The sequence below is a fragment of the Allobosea sp. genome, from assembly GCF_030694325.1.
GTDB lineage: Bacteria > Pseudomonadota > Alphaproteobacteria > Rhizobiales > Beijerinckiaceae > Allobosea.
On record NZ_JAUXYO010000039.1, the window covers coordinates 1 to 23,534 of the forward strand.

Sequence of the window (23,534 nt, forward strand, 5' to 3'; positions counted from 1 at the left end):
CGGCCGCCGCTCCACCTCCCGGCTGCCGGCGCTGATCGACTATGTGCTGGCCCGGCCGATCGTCTCGGCCGGCATGATCGCGCAGGAGCTGAGGATCACGCCACGCGCCGCCCAGGACCTGGTCGGGGAGCTCGGACTGCGGGAGGCGACCGGGAGAGACAGGTATCGGGCGTGGGGGGTGCTTTAGATGCCGCCCCGACGTTGGTGATTTGCGTTGTTTAAATCGGGCAGTAACCCCATCGTGAAACGCTGCATTTGCGGTTATGATTCGCCCAACAGGAGAAAGTAAAGCAGAGCCATGGCCCGCGGGGAGTTGATGAAAAAATTGCTGGCCAGCTACGGTCGGGACGATGAGTTCCGGGCCGTGGCGGAGCAAATCATCGGCGAAGAGGAAAAGAAGAACAACCGCGTGCTGGCGCGCAGCCTGCGCAAGACCCTTGAGGCCGGCCCAAGCCGGCCGAGCGGTCCGAAGGCGCTTGCCCCCCTGCTTCCGTTCCCCGAAGCAGCCGCCGACTTCATCGAGCGGATTGAACCGCAGCACACGCGCAATGATATCGTGCTCGGGGCGACGAACGTGCGGGTGCTGCTCGGCCTCGTCAAAGAGTTTCGCCGCGCCGACGAGATTCGGCGTCACGGCCTCAAGGTCCGATCCAAGCTCCTGTTCTGCGGCCCGCCGGGATGCGGCAAGACGCTGTGCGCGGAGATTTTTGCGGCCGAGCTCGGTCTGCCGCTGTTCCTCGTCAAGCTCGATCGGCTGATTTCGTCCTACCTGGGCGAGACGGCTGGCAATGTCCGCAAGATTTTCGAGTTCGCCCGCAAACAGCCCTGCGTGCTGTTCTTTGACGAGTTCGACGCGCTGGCGCGCTCGCGCGATGACTCGAGCGAGCACAATGAGCTGCGCCGGGTCGTCAACAGCCTCCTGTTGTTCATCGATCATATCCAGCCGAAGGGCTTTCTGATCGCCGCGACCAACCTTGATCAATCCCTCGATCCGGCGGTTTGGCGGCGCTTCGACGAGGTCGTCTGGTTCGACAAGCCGGATCGCGCGATGATCGCCCGCTTTCTGCGGCTCAAGTTCAAGAACATCGCGACCGCGTTCGATCCGCTGCAGCATGCGGCGGCGCTGGAGGGCTATTCCTACGCCGAGATCGAGCGCGTCTGCACCCAGGCGGTCAAGACGATGATCATCGATCGCCGCAAGCAGGTGCAGGCCCGCGACTTCAATCGCGCCTTGGAGGACGAGGCACGCCGCCGGGCAGGACAGTCTCGCCTCGCGTCGCCGAGCTAGGCGCGCCGTGGCCCGATACGATCACCTCGAACTCGTCCGGCTTCCCGAGCAATTCGAGCGGCGCAAGCACGGCGGCGGCGGACCGCCGCCACCGCGCGATCGCGACCAACACACGACCAAGCTGCGCGAGGAACTCGACACCGCGACCCAGGAACAAAGACGCCGGCGCAAGCCCGAATTCGTCGACCCGTCTCTGATCCTGCGCGTGCAGATGACGGGCGCCCTGCTCGAGGAGGAGTGGGAACGGCTCGGGCTCACGGTTTTGTCCAGCGACGCGGACCGCACGCTCGTGCTGTTCGCCTCGAGCGAAGACATGCGGGATTTCCGCGCGCGGCTTGACGCCTATCAGGGCGGCCCGCCCCCTGGCCAGAAGCACGCCCCCTACGTCAACTTCGTCTCCGGGATCGAAAGCATTGGATCGGTCGAGCCGCGTGATCGGATCGGACCACGCTTGCGGGAAGAAGGTTTCGCTGATGTCGAGGATTTCGTCGCGCAGACATCCTATCTGGTGGACATCGAGCTTTGGGATCTGGGCGAACGTCGCCTCCGCGAGCGCAAGCTTGAGGATGTCATCCGCTACGTCGAGGCACGAGGTGGCGATGTCTTTGATCGCTATGTCGGCCCCTCGATCAGCCTGTTTCGCGCGCGTCTGACGGGCGATCTGCTGCGCACGTTGCTGACGGTCGAGGAAATCGCGGCGATCGATCTGCCGCCGGCCCCGGACGTGACGACGGCAGAGGCGCTCGACATGGCCCTGGCGGATGCGCCGCCACTGAATGCCGTGGCCGATGATGCACCGCTGATCGGCATCATCGACAGCGGCGTCAACGATCACCCATTCCTGGCGGATATTCTTGTCGGTTCGATCGGCGTACCCGCCGATCTCGGCACCGCCGACGTCTGGGGTCATGGCACTCGCGTGGCCGGGGTCGCCGTGTTCGGCGATCTTCGTGCGCAACTTGACGCCGGCGCATTGCAACGCGGCGCGCGGCTTTGTGCGGCGAAAGTGGTGAACGACCAAGGTGGCTTTGACGACAGGCGCCTCGTGCCCTCGCAGATGCGCGAGGCGATCGCGACGCTGAACCAGCGCTTTGGCTGTCGGGTCTTCGTGATCGCGCTTGCCGACCGCCGGCGCGTCTTCGACGGGGGCAAGGTCGGCACATGGGCCGCCACGCTCGACGAATTGGCGCGCGAGCTCGACGTCGTCATCGTCGTCTCGTCAGGCAATCGCAGCCCGCGCGGCGGCAATCGTCTCGAACAGGCGGTCACCGAATATCCGCGCTATCTTCTGGAGGACGCCAACCGGCTGTTCGAGCCGGCCGGCGCCTTGAACGTCATCACGGTCGGCGCACTCGCGCACGGTGAGGGTCTCGATCCCGATCGCGCCGACGACGTTCGCGTCCGCGCCATCACACGCCTGCATGAGCCGGCGCCGTTCTCGCGGATCGGGCCGGGACCGGGCGGGGCAACCAAACCCGACGTCGTTGAGATTGGCGGCACGCTGATTTTCGATGCCGTCGTCGCGCGGCTGCGGGGAGGGGAGGACGTCGGCAGCGCCGGTGTTCTGACGCTGCATCACAGCTATCTCGATCAGCTCTTCACGGCGGGATCAGGCACGTCCTATGCCGCGCCGCGCGTTGCCTTCAGCGCCGCGCAGATCATGACGCGCTTCCCGCAGGCCTCAGCCAATCTCGTGCGGGCGCTGATTGTGGGATCTGCGGAAATCCCGCCGCCCGCCAGCGAGCGGCTTCAGCTGCTTGGTGCAGACGCGACGCGGGCGATTGTCGGTCATGGTCTGGTGGATCTCGAACGCGCCGCATTCTCGGACAACGCGCGCGTCACGCTTTACGCCGAGGATGAGATCGCCCTCGATCATTTTGCCGTCTATCGGATTCCGATCCCGGAAGCGTTTCAGGCTGGGGGAAACGGTGAGCGCTGCATTCGCGTGACGCTGGCATTCGATCCACCGGTGCGTCACACCCGAAATGATTATGCAGGCGTCGGCATGAGCTTTCGGCTGGTTCGCGGATGCCAGCCTGACTTGATCTTCGATCATTATCGCAAGCGCGAACAGGACGACGGTCCGTTCCCTGAACTTGCACCGCGATACAATTGCAATCTCGTCCCCGGACCCCAATTGCGCGAGAAAGGCACCGTTCAGCGTGCAACGGTCACGTTCAAACGCGGTGTCGAAGAATACGGCGACAGCTACTATCTCGTCGTGCGCTGCGAAAGCGGCTGGGCGACCCATGTCGATCGGCAGCAATTCGCAATCGTTGTCGAGCTTCTGCAAAAGGCAGACGTCCAACTCTATGAAAGAGTGCGCCAGCGGATTCGCGTCCAAGCTTAATACCGACACGCCGACCTTTGAATACAGTCGATCGATGTGGGCGACAGGCGTCGGAGTTATCGTTCCTGCATGATCGCCAAGGGAATGTTGACCTCGCAATTCAAGCCATCTGGCTCAAATCTGAGCCGAGCTTTACCTGACAATTGACCGGGGAGCGCCTGTTCGATCAACCGAGACCCGAAGCTCTTTCGGGAGGGCGGTTCGACACGCGGCCCTCCGCTTTCTTTCCAACGCAGCTTGAACCGGCCGTCTGCGATCGTCCACACGATCGAGATACGACCATCCGGCACCGACAGCGCGCCATATTTAACGGCATTGGTGCAGAGCTCGTGAATCACCATGGAAAGCGAAACAGCCGGGCCAGCGGACACCGCGATGTTCTCGCCGGAGATTGTGAATTGATCGAGCCCTGTGGATTGGAAAGCCTTTACGGCGCTTTCAACCAATGTCCGACATCCCGCGCCCGTCCATCGCTCACGCACAAGAAGGTCCTGGGCGACCCCAAGCGCCTGCAACCGATCACCGATCGTCTTTCCCGCCTCTTCCAAGGTCCGCGCCGATTTGATGCTCTGCGATGTGATCGCTGAAACAATCGCGAGCGTGTTCTTCACCCGGTGATGAAGTTCGCCGATCACGAGTTCCTGCAGATTGGTCGCGAGCGTGTTGGCCTGGGCATCAATACCCGCCTTCGCCAGGAGCACTCTCAGATAGTCGGGCTCATCTTCCGGCCGCCGGGGCGGGATTTTGTCCATTGCGGTCCTCATATCCAGGATTTTCGGCGCAACACCTGCGGAACGGGCTTAGGTTCCGCGATCCGGGCGGCCGCTGCGATTTGACCGCGTGTATAAAGCAACCTGTCAAATTGGGGAGTGCCAATCGTGCTGACAACATATCGTGAAACGAAAGACGAGTTTAGGGACCAAGCAACTCTTCCGGACACGATTATCTGGCTTGACCTGCTCGATCCGAAAGAGGACGAGCGTCTTTTGGTTGAACGCCTCACAAGAATACGCGTGCCCTCGAAGGAAGCTTTGAGCGAAATCGAGGCCTCCAGTCGACTGATTAGCGAGCATGGCGTTTTGTACCTGAGCACGCCAGCGGTTTCCAAAGGTGAGGTGGAAAACACAGACCTTTCCCCCGTCGGCTTTGTGCTGACCCAGCGTCTTTTGGTAACGGTGAGATACACGGAGCTTGCGTCATTCGACAGCGTCGCAGAACAGGTCCGCGCCGATGACACGCTCGATTCCAGTATCGGAATCTTTGCAGCTCTTCTCGAGGCAATGATCGATCGCGGCGCCGATGTGCTGGAGCATCTCGGCTCGATGATTGACAAGGTCTCCAAATCGGTATTTCGCGGCAATCAATCCAGCCCCACGCATCCGTCGCGATCGACGGCGCGGCTCCGTCAGATCCTCACCGATATCGGCGTGAGCGGTGACCATCTGGCCCAGGCCCGCGACGCCCTTTTGGGTGTCGGCCGACTGGCGACCTTCGTCGGCGAGTCCGGTCAGGACTTGATACCGCAGACCTTTCACGGCCGGTTCGAGGCAATCTCCAAAGACGTGACGAGCCTGAGCGACTACGAAACCCACCTGTCCGACAAGGTGCAATTCCTGTTGGATGCCGTGCTTGGATATATTTCGATCGACCAGAACGATTTGTTCAAAGTCCTGACTATCGTTTCGGTTGTCGGCGTGCCGCCGACGCTATTGGCGGGTATTTGGGGGATGAACTTTAAGAACATGCCGGAGTTGAGCTGGACATGGGGATACCCTTTGTCCTGGCTTGCCATCGTGCTTAGCGCCATTCTGCCCCTCATCTGGTTCAAGCGCCGTGGCTGGTTTTAGTCGCCGCGTGTTCGAACGATCGAAAGATATGAGGCGAGCCGCGCTATGTCAGCGATCCAGCTTTCCGCTACGCCGAAAGGCAATGGCTATCAGGGGACCGTCACATTTCCGGATGGCGTCTCGATGAGCTCGGCGGAGACTTATCCGACGATCGCCGAAGCGATCGCCGCCGCGGCGCGAAAGCTGTTGGACATGCCGGACCGCTTGAATGCGCTGGGCAAGTCAGCCTCACCAAGCTCATCTTGAGACGCGAAAAGGCCCCGCCTCTCGGCGGGGCCTTCCTTTCCGGAGCTCTCAGTCCCGGTTCGGGCGTGACCAGATGAGCTGGAGGCCCTCCTGGCCCTCGACTTCGATCAGGGTGGCGTAGATTGGAGCCGGGAAGCTCGGATCGTCCAGCTTGACCGAGAGGTAGTCGCGCTCCGTGTCCCGAGCGGTCTTCTGCCACGCCGCACCCAGCTCGACGGTGCCGGCGAAGATGCGGAAGTGCGGGCCCTTATCGGAGGGATTCTCGACGCGGGTCAGCTTGGCCTTGACGTTCAGCGTCAGTGTGCGGATCGAGCCGGTGAAGCCGTTGCCGTTCGAAGTGAAGGTGCCGATGGTCGCCATTATCGTATCCTTTCAGTTATTCGGGCCGCGCCTATCGCGACCTCGATGGCTGGCGACAGACCGGAGGCGATCGACCTGCACCCGTAGGGGCCGCAACATCGTGGAGGGCAGCCAAGGCGCGACTTTGTTGTTCCGCGAGGAATGGCGCGCAGCGCCAGGGGAAGAAAGTCGCGACGGCTGTTGCGGGGATAAGATCGAGATGGCGCGCAGCGCCGTCGGTCTTCGGTCAGACATGCCCAATCGAGGACGAAAGGAGCGAGCTTGAGACCGAATCAGGGATACGACCGAGACCTCGCGTACCTCGTGAAACGGCGGTTCAGCGGATCGGATAAGCCAGTGCCGCACCTGTGCAAATGGCCTGAGACCGTCCGAAACCCCGCGGGGCTCCGCACCACGTTCTTCGCGCTGCCGTTCGGCACTGTTGCGTGGTTGAGCAAGCAATCGTGGACATGCGTGTCTGTCGTCAGATGATTTGAGACGATTTTCGTTTCTCAGGAACGGAGGCTCTGGCTCATCTGGATTTGAGGCTATGCGGCCTGCAGGTGATGCTGCAAGCGTCTTTGCTGGATGGTCTGGCGTTTGATCCTTTCGCGTTCGGTGATGACGGCCTGGCCACGGCCACGGTAGACATCGGCCGGGGTCAGATTGCCGAGGCTCTCGTGGTAGCGGGCGTGGTTGTAATGTTCGACGAAGGCCGCGACCTGCCGCTCGAGGTCGCCTGGCAGGTAGTAATTCTCGAGCAGGATGCGGTTCTTCAGGGTCTGGTGCCAACGCTCGATCTTGCCCTGCGTCTGGGGATGATAGGGCGCGCCGCGAACGTGTTTCATGCCCTTGCCGTCGAGCCAGGTCGCGAGGTCGGCCGAGATGTATGAGGCGCCGTTGTCGCTCAAGAGCCTTGGCCGATGCGCGACCGTGATCCGGTCGAGCCCTGCCGCCACCAGAGCCAGATCGAGCGTGGCGGTGACGTCGTCCGTGCGCATCGTCGCGCAGAGCTTCCAGGCGACGATGAAGCGCGAGAAGTCGTCGAGCACGGTCGAGAGATAATACCAGCCCCAGCCCGTGATCTTCAGATAGGTAAAGTCGGTCTGCCAGAGTTGGTTGGGCGCCGTCGTCTTGTCCTTGAACTCGGACGCCGCCTTGATGACGATGTAGGCGGGGCTGGTGATGAGATCATGGGCCTTCAGCAGCCGATACACCGACGCTTCCGAGACAAAGTAGCGCTTCTCGTCGGTGAAGCGCACTGCGAGCTCGCGTGGGCTCAGTTCCGTTTCGCGCAGCGCCAGATCGACGATCTCGGCCCGGATCTGATCGGGGATGCGGTTCCAGACCCGGTCCGGCCGAGAGCGATGATCGGCCAGCGCCTCGACCCCGCCGGTGCGATAGCGATCATACCAGCGATAGAACGTGGCGCGCGGGATGCCGAGATTGTCCGGGGTGCGCCGCGCCGGCAGATGCGAGGCCTCGACCAGGCGGATGATCTCGGCCTTCTCGGATGCGGGATATCTCATGTGTCGTCCTCCCCATCCGCGAGCATGCTTTTTTTGAGCAGGCGGTTTTCCAGGGTCAGATCGGCCACGGCCTCCTTCAGCGCCTGCGCCTCGCGGCGCAGGTCCTTCACCTCATCGGATGTCGCCGCCCGTGCCGTGTCACCGGCGAGACGACGCTTGCCGGCGTCGAGGAACTCCTTCGACCAGCCATAATACATCGACGCGGCGATCCCCTCGCGCCGGCACAGCTCGGCGATGCTCTCCTCGCCCCGTACGCCTTCCAGCACGATGCGGATCTTCTCTTCGGCCGAGAACTGCCGCCGCGTCGCTCGGCGGATACCCTTCACAACCTGCTCTGCCGGTGCTTTGTCCGGCCCGGATTTCTGTCTCATCTGCGCTCCTGAATGGCTGCGATGATCCAGAAATCCTCCGTTCCCGAAAATCCCTAAATGGTCTCAAGGGCGCTGACGGCAGACAGTCGCGCCGTTTGCTGCGATCGCCAGCCAGCTCGCCGACGAGGGCAAGTCGCCGCTCTATGCCGCGATCGGGGGCAAGCTGGCCGCGATCATCGCGGTCGCCGATCCGATCAAGGCCTCAAGCCCCGATGCGGTCGCGGCCTTGCATGGTCTCGGACTGAAGGTGGCGATGATCACCGGCGACAATGCTCGTACCGCCGACGCTATCGCGCGCCAGCTCGGCATCGACGAGGTCGTCGCGGAAGTGCCGCCGGAAGGCAAGGTCGAAGCGGTCCGTCGCCTCAAGCAAGCCTATGGTCGGCTGGCCTTCGTCGGCGACGGCATCAATGATGCGCCGGCGCTGGCGGAGGCGGATGTTGGCCTCGCGGTCGGCACCGGCACCGACATTGCGATCGAGGCAGCCGACGTGGTGTTGATGTCGGGCAGCATCAAGGGTGTCGCGGATGCCTTCGCCCTGTCGAAAGCCACGATCGGCAATATCCGGCAGAACCTGTTCTGGGCGTTCGCTTATAACATCCTGCTGATTCCGGTTGCCGCCGGCGTGCTCTATCCGGCGTTCGGCATCCTGCTGTCGCCGGTGCTGGCGGCAGGCGCGATGGCGCTCTCGAGCGTCTTCGTGCTCGGCAACGCGTTGCGGCTGCGGCGCTTCCGTCCGGGAGTCATGCCTGGCGCCCATCACAAATCGGACGACGGCGAGGGACGCGCATCGCGCTCTTCTGCGGCATTGGAAAGGAGCGCGGCATGAATATCGGCGAGGCGGCGCGCGCTTCAGGCGTCAGCGCAAAGATGATCCGGTACTACGAGCAGAGCGGGCTGATCCCCAAGGCAGGCAGAACGACGGCCGGCTATCGCGACTACTCAGCCACCGACGTGCACATGCTGCGTTTCGTGAGGCGGTCGCGCGACCTCGGCTTCACGATGGCGGAGATCGAGGACCTGTTGCAGCTGTGGCGGGACCGCAGCCGGCAAAGCGCCGATGTGAAACGGATCGCGCTCGCACGCATTGCTGACCTGCGCCGGCGCATCCAGGAGATGGAGGACATGGCGGCGACGCTGGAGCATCTGGCGTCATGCTGCTCGGGAGACAACCGGCCCGACTGCCCGATCCTTGCGGATCTGGAACAGGGCGAGCTCGCCAAGCCGCGGCGTTCGCGGGGCGCCATCGATCGATCGCCATGACGCTACTTCAGATTATATTCGCACCCAAGGAGAACACCGTGAACTTCAGCCGCCGGACACTCATGAGCCTTGCCGCGGGACTTGGCGCGTCGCTCGTCACGCTTGGCAGCACATCCGTGTCGGCTTCGGGCACCTCGATTGAGGTGACGCGCTCGCCAAGCTGCGGCTGCTGCTCGGCCTGGATCGCCCATCTTCGTCGGGCTGGGTTTTCCATCGAGGAAAAGCTGCTGGACGATCTCACGCCTTTCAAGGCGCGGCTCGGCGTGCCGGACGATCTGCAATCCTGCCACACAGCGATGGTCGGGGGCTACGTGATCGAGGGTCATGTTCCGGCGCAGGAGATTTTGCGCGTTCTTGCCCAACGGCCGACTGCGACAGGCCTTGCGGTCGCCGGCATGCCTATCGGCTCTCCCGGCATGGAGACCGGCGGTCCACCGGACCGATACGACGTGGTGCTCTTTGGTGCGCGCGGGCGGCAAATCTTTGCGCGCTACTGAAAGGTGCGGCGGGCGCTGATCTTTAACATCCATCAACGATGACCGGCCACCTCAGGCCCATGCTGCCGGGCGCCTGGTGAGGTCAGACATTGAAGAAGGAGCCCGACGATCATGTCCGAAACCGACGCCGCTGCCGAGCAGGATATCCTTCGGCCGAAGATTGAGCTGCGCGCCTATGAGATCTGGGTGCATGAGGGCTGTCCGGAAGGCCACGATCTGGAGCACTGGCTGCGCGCCGAATCCGAGATCGTCGGAGAGGGACCTAGCCCGGAGGCGACGGACGAAGCTGCCGTGGCAAGCAAGAAGAAGAAATAGCTCGTCGTCCGACCGAAGGGCGCCGACGCGTGGGGCCGGCCTCATGCCGGAGGTGCACAGTTGAATTTCCTCGATCGATCGATCCGTCGCGCGCGGTTTGCCTATTTCTCGATGGAGATCGCGCTTCGCACCGAGATGCACACCTACAGCGGCGGGCTGGGTGTGCTCGCCGGGGATTCGGCACGCTCGGCGGCGGACCTCGATCTGCCTATGGTGTTCGTCACGCTCGTGAGCCGCCAGGGTTACGTGCGGCAGGAGATCGACGCGCGCCATGCGCAAGTCGGTCATCCCGATCCGTGGTCGCCGCAGGACTTTGCGACGGCGTTGCCACAGATGGTGGCCGTATCGATCGAAGGGCGTTCCGTCTGGGTGCGCCCGTGGCTTCATGCATTGGAATGCCCCCTCGGGCATGTCATTCCAGTTCTGCTGCTCGACACCGATCTCGATCAGAATGCGATCGAGGACCGCCGGATCACCGATGCGCTCTATGGCGGCGATCAAGCTTATCGACTGAAGCAGGAGATCGTGCTCGGGATCGGCGGTCAGAGCGTGCTGCGCGCGCTCGGCTTCAGCATCGAGAAATATCATCTCAATGAAGGTCATGCGGCCCTGCTGACCTTGCCCCTGCTGCGCGCGACCCAGCAACTCGACGGTGGCCGCGCCGCGGACCCGATGCTTGGCTATGACATCCCGGGAGTCCGGGAGCGGTGCGTGTTCACGACGCACACGCCGGTGGAAGCCGGCTTCGACAAGTTCGATTATGACCTCGTTCAGCGTGTGCTTGGCGACTATGTCGAGCGCGAAGTCCTGACGCGCCTCGCCGGCTCTGATCGGCTCAACATGACTCGTTTGGCGATGAACCTCAGCGGCTATGTGAACGGCGTCGCGCGCCGGCACGCCGAGACGACGCGAAAGCTCTTTCCAGGTTATACGATCGCCTCGATCACCAACGGCGTTCATGTGCATCGATGGACGCATGGCGCAATCGCCAGGCTCTTCGAGCAGCAGTTTTCCAATTGGGCGCATGAGCCGGAAGTGCTCGCCTTCGCCGATCAAATCGACGATGGGGCACTGTGGTCGGCCCACGAGGAAGCCAAGAGCGATCTGCTGGCGCGGATCGCTCAGACAAATCGGAGGCAGTTGCGTCTCGACCTGCCGCTGATTGGATATGCGCGGCGCATGACGGCCTACAAACGCCCCGAACTCATTTTCTCCGACATGGAAAGGCTGCGCGAGATCGCCAAAGGTCAACCGTTCCAGATCGTTCTCGCCGGCCTGGCCCATCCGAGCGACGGCGGCGGGCAGGAGGCGATCCGGGCGCTTGGAGCGCATATCGATGTGCTCGACGGCGTGATCCCTGCCGCGTTCATCCCCGGTTACAATCTCGACATCGGCGCGGCCTTGGTGGCCGGCTGCGATGTGTGGTTGAACACGCCGCAGCCGCCGCTCGAGGCATCGGGCACCAGCGGCATGAAAGCGGCCATCAACGGCGCGCTCAATCTGAGCGTCCTTGATGGGTGGTGGGTCGAGGGATGCGTCGACGGCGTGACGGGCTGGTCGATCGCCGGCAACGGCGTCGAGGCGAGCGATGCGGGCGCGCTTTACCAGAAGCTGCGGGATGTGGTGCTCCCGCTCTATCACAGTGATCGTGGACGCTGGATCTGGATGATGAAGCAGGCGATCAGCAAGATCGGCCCGTCCTTCAATTCTCATCGGATGATGCGGCGCTACGTCACCGAAGCCTATCTGCGTTGACGGGGGACGAGCGATGTATGTGCGCGATGTGATGTCGACCCGGCTGGTGACAATCAGCCCCGAGCACAGCGTCTGGCACGCAGCGCAGATCATGCTCGCCGAACATGTCAGCGGCCTGCCGGTGCTCGATGACGGCGGGGCCTTGGTCGGCTTGGTGACCGAGGGCGACCTGCTGCGACGCTCCGAGCTTGGAACACCGCTCGGCGACGGAGGGGCGCCGGAGCGCGCCCGTGCCTATGTCCAAAGCCGGAGCTGGAAGGTTGGCGCGCTGATGTCGTCGCCAGTCCTCACGATCGGGGAAGACGCCCCGCTATCCAAGGCGGCGATGCTGCTCGGCGTTCACCGGATCAAGCGCCTGCCGGTTGTCCGCGACCCGCAGCTGGTGGGCATCGTCAGCCGGGCGGATCTGCTCAAGGTCATCGCAACGGGCGGGCCGGACGCCGAAATCAGGGGCGACGAGGCGGTCCGCCGCGCGCTACACGCCCGCCTCGCGGAGGCCGGGAACGTCTTGAGCCGTCAGCCGGAACTTCACGTCGAGGCTGGCAGGGTGCGCGTGGCCGGCGCAATGGGGTCGCCCGCAGAGCTCGAGGTCGTGCGGATGGTGGTCGACAGCGTCGTCGGATCGGGGTTTAAGGACGAACTGACAGTCGAGAAGGAGCGTGAATGAGGGTTGTTCTGTTCGAGGCGGAGGATTGGGAAAAGAAGGCTTGCGCAACACTGATGCGTCTGCACGATGTCCGCTGCACGACAGTTCCGCTCAACATCTCGACAGTCGATGACTTCAAGGATGCCGAGGCAATCAGCCCCTTCGTGGCCTCGCGCCTCGATGCCCGCATCATCAACCGACTGCCCGATCTGAAGCTCATTGCGACCCGATCGGCGGGATACGATCATATCGACCTCGACGCCTGCCGCGAACAGGGGGTCGCCGTTGCCAATGTCCCGGACTATGGGGATGCGACGGTCGCCGAGCATGCCTTCGCGCTCCTGCTGGCGCTCGCCCGCAACATTGTCGAGAGCGTTGCGCTGACCCGCCGTGGCGGCTTCTCGATGGCTGGCGTGCGCGGTCTCGAATTGCGCGACAAGGTCATCGCGGTCGTCGGGACGGGGCGCATCGGCCGCCGCACGATTGAGATCGCGCGCGGCTTCGGCATGAAGGTGTTGGCCTTCGACCAAGTAGAGGACCACGCGGCCGCGACGCGGCTGGGATTCACCTATGGCGCGCTCGACGAAATCCTGGCGCTCGCCGATGTCGTGACGCTGCATGTGCCGTCATCGCCGACGACCGTGGGGCTGATCGGCGACCAGCAGTTCGCAACCATGAAGGATGGCGCCATCCTCATCAACACGGCGCGCGGCAACGTGGTCGATACCGAGGCGCTGGTGCGGGCGCTGGCAAGCGGCAAGCTGCGGGCGGTTGGTCTCGACGTGTTACCCCAGGAGCCGCTGATCCGGGAAGAAGCCGAGATCTTCCGCCAGGACAAGGCGGTTGATGCGTCCGATCTCAAGGCGCTGGTCGCCAACCATGTGCTGCTGCGATTTCCGAACGTTCTGATCACGCCGCACAATGCCTACAACACCGACTCTGCTCTCCGGCGGATCATAGAGACCACTATCGCCAACATCGAAGGGTTCGCGGCCGGTCGCTCCGTCAACCTGGTCCAGGCCGGCTGAGATGTGCCTGTCGGCAGAGGTCAGTCTGGGCGCCGCGGCCGTTCTCATCCCGACCGGGGCGGTTGCCGCCGCCTCCGCCTGGCGGCGGGATCGCCGCTACCTGATGATCGCGACTCTGCCTTTTCTCTTCGGACTGCAGCAATTGGTGGAAGGGCTGATCTGGATTGAGGGCCGTGCCGGCAATGCGCATCACGTCGCACAATACTCGCTCCTCTATATGTTTTTCACCTGGATCGCCTGGCCGATTTGGGTGCCGGTCTCGGCCTATTTCCTCGAAAGCGGCGCGCGGCGGAACGTCATCCTGCTGTTCGTCATCGCCGGCGCGATGCTGGGCGGCCTGCAGTTCATTCCGTACTTTGTTCACGACGGCTGGTTGACGACGACCTTCCTGCGTTGGGCCGTCCGCTACCAGGACATCAACCTGCTCGACGGGCTCGTGTCGCGGACCGTGACCTACGCGGTCTACGTGAGCGTCATCATTGTCCCGTTCCTGCTGGTGCGCAGCCGGGAGATCAAGGTATTCGGCCTGCTGGTCGCTGGCGTCCTCATCGTCACCTATGTGTTCTTTTCCTTCGCCTATATTTCGGTATTCTGCTTTGGCGGTGCGGTGATCTCCGCCTATCTGCTGGCGCTGATGTGGCGCCGGCGGCGGCCCACGCCCGCCTTGGCGTGATCGCGCGGGAGCTTCAGCGCCGCCAGAGCGAGTTCGCCGATCGCACGACGCGACGGCAAAGCCAGAGCGCCACGGCGAATCCGGCCAGGGCGGCTGCCGGCACGCCGAGCACGACCGGTCCGACGCGCGCCAGCGCGAGCAGCGCGGAGGCGATGAGGATGCCGATCGCCAGGAGCGCCAGCGCCATGAGTCCCGCGCGTCGATCAAGCCCCCGCTCCATCTCTTCCGAATGCTCGACGCGCAGGCCGAAAGCTGGTGTTTTTCCGTCTTCATGGGCGCGATGCAGGAGCGAGGCCAGCAGCGCGGGCAGGTCCTGGGCTGAAAGCGCCAGCTCGGTCTTGAGACGCGCCATCGCGGCGCGATCGGGCCGGCCGCCCAGGGTGTGAGCGATCGCGGCCTCGCCCTTGGCGATGAGGTTGTCAAGGACGTTGAAGTCCGGATCCAGCCGGCGCAGGCAACCCTCGATGAGGAAGAGCGCGCGCACCAGGACCATGAGATTGTAGGGCACGGCGACATGGGCGCCATCGCCGAGCCGCATCACTCTGAGGAAGGCATCGGCGATCGACCAATCCTTCAGCGGCAGCGATGAATAGTCGCTGAGTATCTCTTCGATGCCCCGCACGAAAGGCGTTCGTTCCGCCTTGCGGTCGATCAGAGAAAGCTCGATTGCCGCGTCGAGCATCCATCCGGCGTCCTGTTGAACGAAGGCCTGAAGGAAGATCCCGAGGTTGCGCCGAGTCGTGCGATCGAGATAACCGACGAGCCCGAAATCATGAAAGCAGAGTCGACCGTCCTCCATCAGGAAGAGGTTGCCGGGATGCGGATCGCCATGAAAGAGCCCGGTCTTCAACAGCTGCTCGAGATAGAAATCGACCAGAACGCCCGCGATCCTGGGACCGTCCCGCATCGCGACTGGATCCTCGATCGAATCGGCCATGGCTCATCACCTGGACGAGGATCGCCTCGCTGCACAGCGCTTCGAACGCTGCGGGCACATAGACGTCCGAGCGCTGTTTGTAGGCCTCGCCGAAGCGGCGGATGTTGCGGGCTTCCTGTAGGAGGTCCGTCTCGCGAATGAGATTGGCCCGCATCTCGCCGGCGAGGCGCTGGAGTTGAAAGCGGCGCAGGCCGGGAACCAATGCGCCGGCGCATTTGGCAACGACAATCAGAATGCGCATGTCGCCGTCGATGCGCTCGCGCATCTGCGGGCGCCGGATCTTCACGATCACGTCCTGTCCGTCGCGCAGGGTGGCGCGATGGACCTGGGCGATCGAGGCAGCGGCGAAAGGTTCGCTCTCGAATGTCCGGAAGACCTCGTCAAGCGGGCGTCGCAGGGCGCGGTCCAGCTCGCGCTTGGCCTCCTGCGCCGAGAACGGCCGGGCATGCTCGCGCAGGTCCCGCAACTGCCTCAGATAGGGCTCCGGGAGGAGGTCTGGCCGCATGCTGAGGGCCTGGCCGACCTTGAGGAAGGTCGCGCCAAGATCGTCGAGCGCCTGGCGCAGGTGCAGCGGTAGGGCCGACGCATCGGCGCTGACGCCGCGACGGCGCTCGCCCAGATAGAGCAGGATCAGCGAAGATGCTGAGGCAACGATCTTGAAGAAACGGGCGATCACTTAGGGGGCGGCCCGTATTGATCACGGACTCCGGCCATCGCGTCAGAAAAACCGCTGCCGAATGCCGAGGGAGGCGTTCGTGCGCGCGATGGAGCTGTGAGCGTCCGATGCGAGACCGGTCAGCGCGCGGATCGCGTCGATCGTCTCGGGAATGACGATGGCCTGATTGTCGACCATATAGGCATAGAACACCTCGTCGCCTTCCGTGCGTAGCATGTCTTCCCAAAGCGCCACTTCGTAGAGATTGTCGCGTGGGCGGTCGAGGTCGGCCATCAGCTCCTTGACGGTGTTAATGGCGGTGAGGCCGTCCGCGGTTCGGATCAGCGCGATCCGCGACGATTCCCGGAAGGCCTGAAGCACCTCTTCCTTCTCTGCCGGGCGTGTCAGCTGCACCACCCAGTAATGGAGGTGCGCAAGCGTTTCCGGCACCTTGACGGCCATGGTGACGACATCGAGCTCCGGATCGACGCTTCGTGCATCCGGGCCCTGATGGCTTGGGATTTCCGGCTCGGGAACGAGCGTGTTCATGATGCCGCCCGCATCGCTTTCCCAGGGGTCGGTGGCGCGCCTGAGGAGCGTGCCGCGCGCTCGCTTCAGAAGACCGGCGCGCTTCAGCGCTGACAGCGTGCGGACGATGGAGGTGGTGTTGCACGACACGACACGCGTCGATTCCCGGCCGACCGCTGTCGTAAAGGAACTGTCTGCAACGAAGGAGTGCCCTGTGACGGCGTGCTTTTCGCCGCCATGCACGATGAACTTGATGCCGCGGGCGCGGTAATGCTGGACGTTGGCGGCGCCGACGCGCTTGGGTGTGCAGTCGACGATGATGTCGACGGCTTGCAGGAGCGCCTCGAGGGTGCCGGCGACCGCAAGGCCAGCCTGGTTCATGCTGCGGGCCGTCTCCTCGGAGGCTCCGTAGAGTGGAATCCCTTTGTGGTCCAACGAGCGCAGGCGCCAGTCACTGGCGACATCGCATACGCCGACGAGCTCCATGTCATCCTGCAAACGCACGGCATCGGCGACGCGCTTGCCAATCACGCCATAGCCATTGACCGCAACGCGGACGGGACTGCGTCCTATCATTGAAGCGCCCTTCGTGAAGTTTGCCTGACCTAGGGACCACCGCCAGTCCTGTCGATCGGTGGAAATCGCCTCGACATCGCATCTTGTTGCCGCCGCATGAGCCTGCGCGCGTCGTCGCAAGTCATCCTTGATCGAGGTTAAGGAAACGCGTTTCCGGGTCCTGGCTTTATGACTGCTCGCCAGCGGCGAAGCGCCGAGCGTCTGCGGTCATTGTCCTGGCAAGGGATTGGGGGCCGTCTGATAAGCGAGATATTGAACCGAAGGCTGTTCTCAATGGTACCAAGGAAAGATGCGCTTTCGGGGATCTTGCTTGTCGCTCTAGGGGTCGTCAGTCTCGGTATCGCGACATTCTTCCTTGTGCTTCGCCCGTCGCTGCTACCCGAGGACCTTGCCTATACGGGCGTTGACGCAAGTGCGCTGCCAGAGGCCTTTCACGATTGGCTTCGCATCGTTTTTCGCACCTGGGGCGGATTCATTGCAGGTTTAGGCTGCCTGTTGGTGGGAGTCGGCGTCTTCCTGCTCACGGGGCGCCTGCGCTGGCTCTATCTCGGCTCCTCGGCAGGCATCGTGCTTGCGTTTGGACGCTTCCTGTTCAGCAATATCGTGTTGGGCTCCAACTTCCTTTGGCTGATCGCGGCGGCGTTCGCGTTGGCGCTCTGCACAGCGTTTCTTTTGGTCGTTAGGAGTGGTCGATGAAGCGCAGCATGGAGCCTGCGGATTGCTTGGCTCGATGCTTTTGACCACCCATCGATGTGGTGGGCGCAACGCAGGGGGTCAGTCATCCGGGCGGCACCGGCTGGGCCGCATGGCTTCGGACGCCTGATGCCGGCTGCGATGCCGGCACCAGGCTTGTCGTGGTCTAGCCAAGGTCCTCATAGGTGAGGTAGGCCATCATGCCGGTCGCCATATGGTAGAGATGGTGGCAATGCAGCGGCCACGTCCCCGGATTATTGGCATCAAAGACGATCGTCACCGTGCCGCCGGGCGGAACCAGCACCGTATCGCGCAACGCTCCGCCCAGCTCCGTGCCGTTGATGGCGGTCACCTGGAAATGGTGCCCGTGCAGATGCATCGGATGCGACATCATGGATGCATTCCGCATGGTGATCTCGATGCGTTGGCGCCGCCGCGCGCGCAGCTCGTCGCCGCCGTCGATCGCCCACGCATAGCCTTGCATCTGGCCCGTGAGCGTCACCGTGAAGCGTCGATCGGGCGGTCTCGATGCAAGTGGATGGCGCGCCCGCAGACGCATCTCGAGGTCGGTACCGACGATCGGGCCCGGCGCATCGCTCGCAGTGTCGACGCGCTTTGCCGTGGATCCGGCTGTGGCGAGGATCACGCCGGTGCGCTCAACAGCGCCCTCCCGCATCGCGAGGATGGGGTAGGAACCTCCGCCTGACGGGAGCGACAGCGCGATGTCGAGGCGCTGTCCCATGCTGATCGGGAATTTTGCTCCGACGATTGGTTCAACGTCTTGGCCGTCGACGGCGACGAGGGTGCCCCGAAGAGTGCCCGTATCGACGGTAAAGCCCGTCGCGGTTGCGCCATTGATGATGCGAAGGCGAATGCGGCCGCCTTTTTCGACCCGCACGATCTCGGGGTCGTCGAGGGTCCGCTCATTAGCAAGATACGCGTCATACTCGATGTCGTTAAGGTCCATCCCGCCCATTTGCATGCCGGGCATCCCCGCCATGGGCATCTTGGCCATGTCGCCGGCACCCATCTTGGAATGATCCATCATCGGCATGCCCGCCATTCCGCCCGCTCCCATCGCCGAGTGGTCCATGGCAGCGCCATGATCCTGACCTTGCTTCAACCGGGCGAGCAGCTCCTCGACGGGCGTGAAGGAGAAATCGTGAAGGAGGATGACGACTTCCTGCTCGTCTCGCGCGCGGTCTGCCGCGCGGCGGACAATGAGCGGGGCGGCCAACAGATTCTGCTCCTGCAGCGTGTGAGCGTGCATCCAGTGCGTGCCGCCGTCGCCGACCGGGAATGTGTACCGATGGCTGCTTGCCGGCTTGAGCAAGGGCATCGGATTGTCGGGAACGCCATCGGCCTCCCAGGGCGGCGTGAGTCCATGCCAGTGAATCATCGTCGGCTGGTCGATCTGGTTCGATAGCTCGACGTCGAAGTGCGCATCGGCATCCAGTGTCAGCCCGTGCACGCCATTGGGCTGCAGCAAGCCGAAAACGCGCGCGGCGCGGCCATTGACCTCGATCGTCCGGCTCGTGGCCGCGAGCTTGATTGGCGGACGATCGCCCGGCGCCTGCGCCCAGCTGGTAACTGGACGCGCAAGCGCGCCGACACCGAGCGCTGCTGCGCCACCCATCATCGAGTTGAGAAAACTACGTCTGTTCATGGTGCTGATTCCTCATCGTGCCTGCATCGGGCAGGCGAGCTGATTGAGCGCGTCGTGGCGACGCGCACCGACTGGGGAGGTTGGGCTGGATCAGCGTCGAGGAGGTCCGTGCGGCTGGCCGACAAAGATGCCGGCGACCCAGTCGCCCCGGTCGAGCCGATGCTTGACGAGTATCGGCTGGGGCTGTTCGCCCGAGCCTGCAGCGACGGGAGCATTGCAAAGGCTGCACATCGACGTGCAACAGGAAGCAGGGCGGGCGTCGGCTCGCTTGTCGATGGCGTTCGCCGCGAAATGGACGACGGCGTCATGATTCGCGCTGTCAACGCTGCGGACGTGCTCTGCAAAGGGCGTTGCATGGGAGCACGGCATCACGTGCGCGCTCGCCATCGACATGCCCAGCCAGGCGAGCACGAGCACGGCGACCAAGGCCGTTCTCATGGAGCCGACAACACTCGTCAGTAACCACATCTGCGCGGAGAACCCTGTTTTCACGAGACTATCTTACCACGCCCCGTGTTCGATTGATCGGGATCAACCTGTTTGAGCTTTCGTGTTGTTGAGAATCGGACATGATCCCAGATGGCGATAGCTTTGATTATCAAAGGATCGGTGTCGCTCCAGGCCAGGTAAAGTGCGGCAGTGCCGCGAAGGCCGCGGCGCCGGCAGCACCCGCGAGGGCGGAGGCGCCGGCAAGCGGAAGCCAGAAACGCACCGGCCCCGTGGCGGCGGCGACGATCAAGCGGCCAACGGCATTGGTCGCGAGCGCGATCAACACGGCGTGGCCGACCGCCTCGACATCGGCCGAGGCTCCCAGAAGCCGCAGCGCGCTCAGAACTGCAACGTCGACATCGAAGACGCCGGAGACTGCAGATGTCGCCACCATTCCCGCGGAATGTCCCGAAGCGGCGGCAGCGCTGATGGTCGAGACGACGGCGAAGCCAACCGCGAAGAGGAGGAGCGGTCCGAGCTCGAACGGATTTCGGGGAGAACCATCGCCAGTTCCCGCGAGATTACCGCGCGTGAGATAAAGGCCTCCGCATATCGCAAAGACGGCGACCGCTGCGAGAATTGCAATGCCCGCGACGCCAAGCACGGAAGGCGCGACGATGGCGACGATTCCGGTGACCCGCAGCACCGAGACCGCTGCCGCGAGCGTCGCCGCTCCCGCAAGCGGCCATGGATTGCCGCCAGCGGCCGCCGTGCGCGCGAGCGCAAGCGTAACCGCTGTGGATGAGACGACCGCGCCCGCCAATCCGCCGACCAGCACGCCGCGCGTGGCGCCGAAGACGCGGACAGCGATATAGCCAAGATAGGAAATCGCAGCGGTGAGGACCGTGAAAATCCACACCTGCCGCGGATTGAAGCCGCCCCATGGATCGACCGCCTGCGCCGGAAGGAGCGGGAGGATGATCGCTGTCATGACCGCGAGCACGAGCGCGGCCCGCAGCTCGACCCATGAGATTCGCTTGACCAGCCCATGGAGGAGGTCGCGGCTCGCAAGAATGACGGCGAGCGCGGTGCCGCCAGCGGCCGCGGCGCGTTGATCGCCCGTGACCGCCAGCGCGCCGAGCATGAAGACGCTCATGCCTGCCACCACGCCCGTGACGCTGAAATCTGCATCGTGAAGGGCTTCGCGACTCTTGTACCAGGCAAATACGGCGGTGAAGGCGAAGAGCCCTGCGATCAGCAGGGAGGGCGCCTCCAGGCTGAGGGCGAGAGACGCCGTGAGACCGCCCAGCAGTCCTGTAATGGCGTAGGTGCGGATACCGGCGGTCCGTGCGCCATCCGGAGCATCGCGTTCACGCCAGCCACGCTCGAGGCCGACCAACAGGCCGATGGCGAGCGCCAGCCCGAGTTTGGCGATGAGAGACTCCATCACCAGCCTGCCGATAGCCGATGGTCACGGGGCGAACAGGGCCTCATCGCGCGCCCCGAAGCATGCGCCAAAGGACCGCGTCGCGGCGCCAGAAATGGTGCCAGAGCGCGGCACCTGCATGGAGGAGAACCAGCGTGAGCAATGTCCAGCTCAGCAGGCTGTGAAGCGGCGCGATCCTGAACGACACATACATGGCGATCGTGCCGGTCACCGGAAGCGCGATCAGGACACCGTAGAGAGCGGCATGCATGACCGCGGCGATGATACGCTCGCCTACCGACATGCCCTCGACAGGTGCCGGCCTGCCATAAGCGAAGCGCAGGACCAACTGCGCCAGAACGAGACCAAGGATGGCCCAGCCACTCCAAGCATGGACCTGATGCAGAAACAGGTCAAAGGGGCGCGGCTTCATGAAAAGGTGCATCATGTGGGTGCGCTGGATCGCCCAGGCCGTCGGCACCTGCACCAGGCACAAGACCAGCACCGTCCAATGCATGAGGCGATGGGCGAGGGGAAATCCATCCGGCGGCGCGGCGCGGCGCATCGATCCTGGCCCGAGCCACCTCAAGCCTCGACCTCGACGATATCCCCGGCCCGCGCGGCGTAATCGAGCGCGTAGGCGAGCTCGCCCGTCGTTTCGGCGTGGACATGGAGCAGGGGTTGCCCGCGATCGATGTCGTCGCCGAGCCGCACCGCCATGCGCAGGCCCGCCGCCTTCGCCTTCGGGGCGCCGGCGAGCTTGGCGAGCCGGGAGAGCTTGCGGTTGTTAATGTGAACGACGCGACCGGCGTGCGCCGCGGTCAACGGATGGACGTAGGACGCCTTCGGCGGCGTGCGAAAGCCACCCTGCGCCTGACAGATCGCCTCGAACTTCACCCATGCCCGCCCGCTTGCGAGCGTTTCAAGTGCGAGGTTCACACCTTCTCCCCGCGCAGCCTTGCCGCCGATCTCAAGCGCTGCGCCGGCCAGCGCCGCCGCGCGTCGGCGCAGATCGTCCGGCGCCTCCGGCGTGTTCTGCAGCACGGCGAGGACGTCGTAAGCCTCCAACGCCGGTCCGATTCCACGGCCGACAGGTTGGGAGCCGTCGGTCTGGACGCAGGTCGTCGCCAGGCGGAAGCGCTTCGCGACGGCGTCGAGGCGCGAAGCCAACCGGTTGGCCGCGTCGTCGCCCCGCACCTTCGCCGTCGGCCCGACAGGGATGTCGATGACGACATGGGTCGAGCCCGCTGCGATCTTCTTCGACAAAACCGAGGCGACGAGCTGCCCTTCGGTGTCGATATCGAGTTCGCGCTCGACGCGCACAAAGATGTCGTCAGCGGGGCTCAGATGCACGGCGCCGCCCCAGGCGACGCAGCCCCCTTCGCTTTCGACGACGCGTCTCAACGTAGCGAGATCGAGTTCGACCGGCGCCAGCGTTTCCATCGTGTCGGCGGTGCCGGCCGGGGAAGTGATGGCGCGCGAGGAGGTCTTGGGCATGACCAGCCCGTTCGCGGCAACGATCGCGACGACGATCGGCGTCGTCCGGTTGCCGGGAAGGCCGCCCACACAATGCTTGTCGACGACAATCGGCGCGTCCCACCGCATCCGCTCCCCGACATCGACCATGGCGCCTGTCAGATCGACGGTCTCGTTCTCGTCGAGGGGGAGAGCGGCGCTGGCGGTGAGGAATGCCGCAAGGTGGACTTCGGTGTAACGCCCTGCAACGATATCACGCAGAATCTCGGCAAAGGCGTGGGCGTCGAGCCGATTGCCATAGATGCGCTGACGCACACTGGCGAGAGAATCGATCGCGGGCGCGTGGCTGACATGGACCGCATCGCCGTCGGTGAGCCCGAGCCGTTCCCAGGCGGTCTCCGAAAGGCCGACCTCGTCGATGGCGATCAGGCCATCGCCATCGACCTGAAACAGGGTCGCCTGGACCTCTCCTTTGCCGTTCGACACGAGCACCTGCGATCGCGCCGACAAGCCCTCCGATCGGCAGACGTGGCAATCGCTGCGCATGACGGCCACTGCCTGATGCTGCGTGTGCAGCCGGATGCGCCTGACTCGGAGCGTGGGCTGAGCAGGAATCGTCGCGACGGAAGACGTCATAGCTTGAAAGCCTGATCCTGACGCGGAACGACGGCGTTCCATCCGAGCTCGCGGTCGATGCGAACCCGCAAGGCTTCGGAGCCCTCATCCTCGCCATGCACGATGAAAATGCGGGTCGGCGCATGCCGGAACCCCGACAGCCATCGTAACAGCTCATTGGAATCGGCATGAGCCGAGAGCATCGACAGTTCCTGGACAGCGGCGCGGACGGGAATCCACTCGCCATGAATTTTGGTCTCCTGGGCGCCCTGCAGCATGGCGCGGCCGCGGGTGCCTGCTGCCTGGAAACCCGAGAAAAGAATGGTGTTGCGGGCATGGGGGGCGAAGGTCTTCAGGTGATGGAGGACACGCCCGCCGGTCGCCAT

At 63.9% G+C, this 23,534-nt stretch carries 25 protein-coding genes and 1 pseudogene; 14 read left to right on the plus strand and 12 right to left on the minus strand.

The genetic code is table 11. The features are described from left to right. The 3 genes from Q8M82_RS01825 to Q8M82_RS01835 form a co-directional block, all read left to right on the plus strand. Positions 1 to 187 (plus strand): helix-turn-helix domain-containing protein (locus Q8M82_RS01825; RefSeq protein WP_305689682.1); only part of this gene is annotated, 187 nt, incomplete at its 5' end. A 129-nt stretch (positions 188 to 316) separates the two neighbouring features. Next, positions 317 to 1,288 (plus strand): AAA family ATPase, encoded by a 972-nt coding sequence (locus Q8M82_RS01830; RefSeq protein WP_305689683.1) that lies wholly within the window; start codon positions 317 to 319, stop codon positions 1,286 to 1,288. A 7-nt stretch (positions 1,289 to 1,295) separates the two neighbouring features. Further along, positions 1,296 to 3,638 carry a S8 family peptidase gene (locus tag Q8M82_RS01835; RefSeq protein ID WP_305689684.1) on the plus strand — a complete coding sequence of 781 codons (2,343 nt, stop codon included), beginning with the start codon at positions 1,296 to 1,298 and terminating at the stop codon, positions 3,636 to 3,638. A gap of 56 nt (positions 3,639 to 3,694) precedes the next feature. Here the strand turns inward: Q8M82_RS01835 and Q8M82_RS01840 are convergent, their stop codons facing one another. Next, positions 3,695 to 4,390 (minus strand): sensor histidine kinase, encoded by a 696-nt coding sequence (locus Q8M82_RS01840; protein WP_305689685.1) that lies wholly within the window; start codon positions 4,388 to 4,390, stop codon positions 3,695 to 3,697. Between the two features lie 126 nt (positions 4,391 to 4,516). Between Q8M82_RS01840 and Q8M82_RS01845 the strand changes: the two genes are divergently transcribed. Continuing rightward, on the plus strand, positions 4,517 to 5,485 hold the full coding sequence (locus tag Q8M82_RS01845) for a magnesium transporter CorA family protein (RefSeq protein ID WP_305689686.1): 969 nt from the start codon (positions 4,517 to 4,519) through the stop codon (positions 5,483 to 5,485). A gap of 45 nt (positions 5,486 to 5,530) precedes the next feature. Further along, entirely contained in the window at positions 5,531 to 5,731 is a 201-nt protein-coding gene (locus Q8M82_RS01850) for a hypothetical protein (RefSeq protein ID WP_305689687.1), read from the plus strand. 48 nt (positions 5,732 to 5,779) lie between these two features. Here the strand turns inward: Q8M82_RS01850 and Q8M82_RS01855 are convergent, their stop codons facing one another. Both Q8M82_RS01855 and Q8M82_RS01860 read right to left on the minus strand, forming a co-directional pair. Continuing rightward, on the minus strand, positions 5,780 to 6,091 hold the full coding sequence (locus tag Q8M82_RS01855; RefSeq protein WP_305689688.1) for a DUF736 domain-containing protein: 312 nt from the start codon (positions 6,089 to 6,091) through the stop codon (positions 5,780 to 5,782). Between the two features lie 527 nt (positions 6,092 to 6,618). Next, positions 6,619 to 7,970 (minus strand): IS3 family transposase gene (locus tag Q8M82_RS01860; RefSeq protein ID WP_305689689.1). Its coding sequence is split into 2 segments (ribosomal slippage): positions 6,619 to 7,634 and positions 7,634 to 7,970, totalling 1,353 coding nucleotides; the frame shifts between segments, so codons are not numbered across the junction. 85 nt (positions 7,971 to 8,055) lie between these two features. Here Q8M82_RS01860 and Q8M82_RS01865 point away from each other — a divergent pair. The 8 genes and pseudogenes from Q8M82_RS01865 to Q8M82_RS01900 form a co-directional block, all read left to right on the plus strand. Further along, positions 8,056 to 8,799: pseudogene (locus tag Q8M82_RS01865) on the plus strand (HAD-IC family P-type ATPase); the annotation flags it as partial. Further along, complete coding sequence (cueR, locus tag Q8M82_RS01870; protein WP_128778344.1) at positions 8,796 to 9,233, plus strand: Cu(I)-responsive transcriptional regulator; 438 nt, start codon at positions 8,796 to 8,798, stop codon at positions 9,231 to 9,233. The pseudogene Q8M82_RS01865 and the gene cueR, both read left to right, overlap by 4 nt. A gap of 62 nt (positions 9,234 to 9,295) precedes the next feature. Continuing rightward, positions 9,296 to 9,730 (plus strand): DUF411 domain-containing protein, encoded by a 435-nt coding sequence (locus Q8M82_RS01875; RefSeq protein WP_152014074.1) that lies wholly within the window; start codon positions 9,296 to 9,298, stop codon positions 9,728 to 9,730. A 111-nt stretch (positions 9,731 to 9,841) separates the two neighbouring features. Then, positions 9,842 to 10,045 carry a DUF2934 domain-containing protein gene (locus tag Q8M82_RS01880; RefSeq protein WP_152014049.1) on the plus strand — a complete coding sequence of 68 codons (204 nt, stop codon included), beginning with the start codon at positions 9,842 to 9,844 and terminating at the stop codon, positions 10,043 to 10,045. A 60-nt stretch (positions 10,046 to 10,105) separates the two neighbouring features. Further along, positions 10,106 to 11,800 (plus strand): alpha-glucan family phosphorylase, encoded by a 1,695-nt coding sequence (gene glgP / locus Q8M82_RS01885; protein WP_201304305.1) that lies wholly within the window; start codon positions 10,106 to 10,108, stop codon positions 11,798 to 11,800. Between the two features lie 13 nt (positions 11,801 to 11,813). Beyond that, complete coding sequence (locus Q8M82_RS01890; RefSeq protein ID WP_305689690.1) at positions 11,814 to 12,467, plus strand: CBS domain-containing protein; 654 nt, start codon at positions 11,814 to 11,816, stop codon at positions 12,465 to 12,467. Further along, on the plus strand, positions 12,464 to 13,474 hold the full coding sequence (locus tag Q8M82_RS01895; protein ID WP_305689691.1) for a hydroxyacid dehydrogenase: 1,011 nt from the start codon (positions 12,464 to 12,466) through the stop codon (positions 13,472 to 13,474). Before Q8M82_RS01890 ends, Q8M82_RS01895 begins: the two co-directional genes overlap by 4 nt. A 1-nt stretch (position 13,475) precedes the next feature. After that, a complete protein-coding gene (locus tag Q8M82_RS01900) occupies positions 13,476 to 14,147 on the plus strand; it encodes a DUF6629 family protein (RefSeq protein ID WP_152014052.1) in 672 nt (223 codons plus the stop codon). A 13-nt stretch (positions 14,148 to 14,160) separates the two neighbouring features. Here the strand turns inward: Q8M82_RS01900 and Q8M82_RS01905 are convergent, their stop codons facing one another. Genes Q8M82_RS01905 through Q8M82_RS01915 form a run of 3 tightly spaced genes read right to left on the minus strand, consistent with a single transcriptional unit; the run spans position 14,161 to position 16,843 of the window. Beyond that, on the minus strand, positions 14,161 to 14,997 hold the full coding sequence (locus tag Q8M82_RS01905) for an AarF/UbiB family protein (RefSeq protein ID WP_305689697.1): 837 nt from the start codon (positions 14,995 to 14,997) through the stop codon (positions 14,161 to 14,163). After that, complete coding sequence (locus tag Q8M82_RS01910) at positions 14,918 to 15,760, minus strand: ABC1 kinase family protein (protein WP_305689692.1); 843 nt, start codon at positions 15,758 to 15,760, stop codon at positions 14,918 to 14,920. Before Q8M82_RS01910 ends, Q8M82_RS01905 begins: the two co-directional genes overlap by 80 nt. Before the next feature lie 42 nt (positions 15,761 to 15,802). Further along, positions 15,803 to 16,843, minus strand: coding sequence for a type II glyceraldehyde-3-phosphate dehydrogenase (locus tag Q8M82_RS01915; RefSeq protein WP_305689693.1), 1,041 nt, complete (start codon positions 16,841 to 16,843; stop codon positions 15,803 to 15,805). A 306-nt stretch (positions 16,844 to 17,149) separates the two neighbouring features. Between Q8M82_RS01915 and Q8M82_RS01920 the strand changes: the two genes are divergently transcribed. Further along, positions 17,150 to 17,539, plus strand: coding sequence for a hypothetical protein (locus Q8M82_RS01920; protein WP_305689694.1), 390 nt, complete (start codon positions 17,150 to 17,152; stop codon positions 17,537 to 17,539). 163 nt (positions 17,540 to 17,702) lie between these two features. Here Q8M82_RS01920 and Q8M82_RS01925 read toward each other — a convergent pair whose 3' ends face one another. The 6 genes from Q8M82_RS01925 to Q8M82_RS01950 all read right to left on the minus strand — a co-directional run. Beyond that, positions 17,703 to 19,202, minus strand: a complete 1,500-nt coding sequence (locus tag Q8M82_RS01925) for a multicopper oxidase family protein (protein ID WP_128778336.1) — start codon at positions 19,200 to 19,202, stop codon at positions 17,703 to 17,705. Positions 19,203 to 19,292: 90 nt separating this feature from the next. Then, positions 19,293 to 19,628: a hypothetical protein gene (locus Q8M82_RS01930; RefSeq protein ID WP_152014057.1), complete on the minus strand. Its 336-nt coding sequence runs from the start codon at positions 19,626 to 19,628 to the stop codon at positions 19,293 to 19,295. A 172-nt stretch (positions 19,629 to 19,800) separates the two neighbouring features. After that, positions 19,801 to 21,078 (minus strand): MgtC/SapB family protein, encoded by a 1,278-nt coding sequence (locus Q8M82_RS01935; RefSeq protein WP_128778334.1) that lies wholly within the window; start codon positions 21,076 to 21,078, stop codon positions 19,801 to 19,803. 43 nt (positions 21,079 to 21,121) lie between these two features. Beyond that, positions 21,122 to 21,622 (minus strand): cytochrome b, encoded by a 501-nt coding sequence (locus Q8M82_RS01940; RefSeq protein ID WP_128778333.1) that lies wholly within the window; start codon positions 21,620 to 21,622, stop codon positions 21,122 to 21,124. A 20-nt stretch (positions 21,623 to 21,642) separates the two neighbouring features. Beyond that, positions 21,643 to 23,169 (minus strand): thymidine phosphorylase family protein, encoded by a 1,527-nt coding sequence (locus Q8M82_RS01945; RefSeq protein WP_305689695.1) that lies wholly within the window; start codon positions 23,167 to 23,169, stop codon positions 21,643 to 21,645. After that, positions 23,166 to 23,534, minus strand: a 369-nt coding sequence (locus Q8M82_RS01950) for an MBL fold metallo-hydrolase RNA specificity domain-containing protein (RefSeq protein WP_305689696.1), incomplete at its 5' end; no start/stop codon positions are given. The genes Q8M82_RS01950 and Q8M82_RS01945, both read right to left, overlap by 4 nt.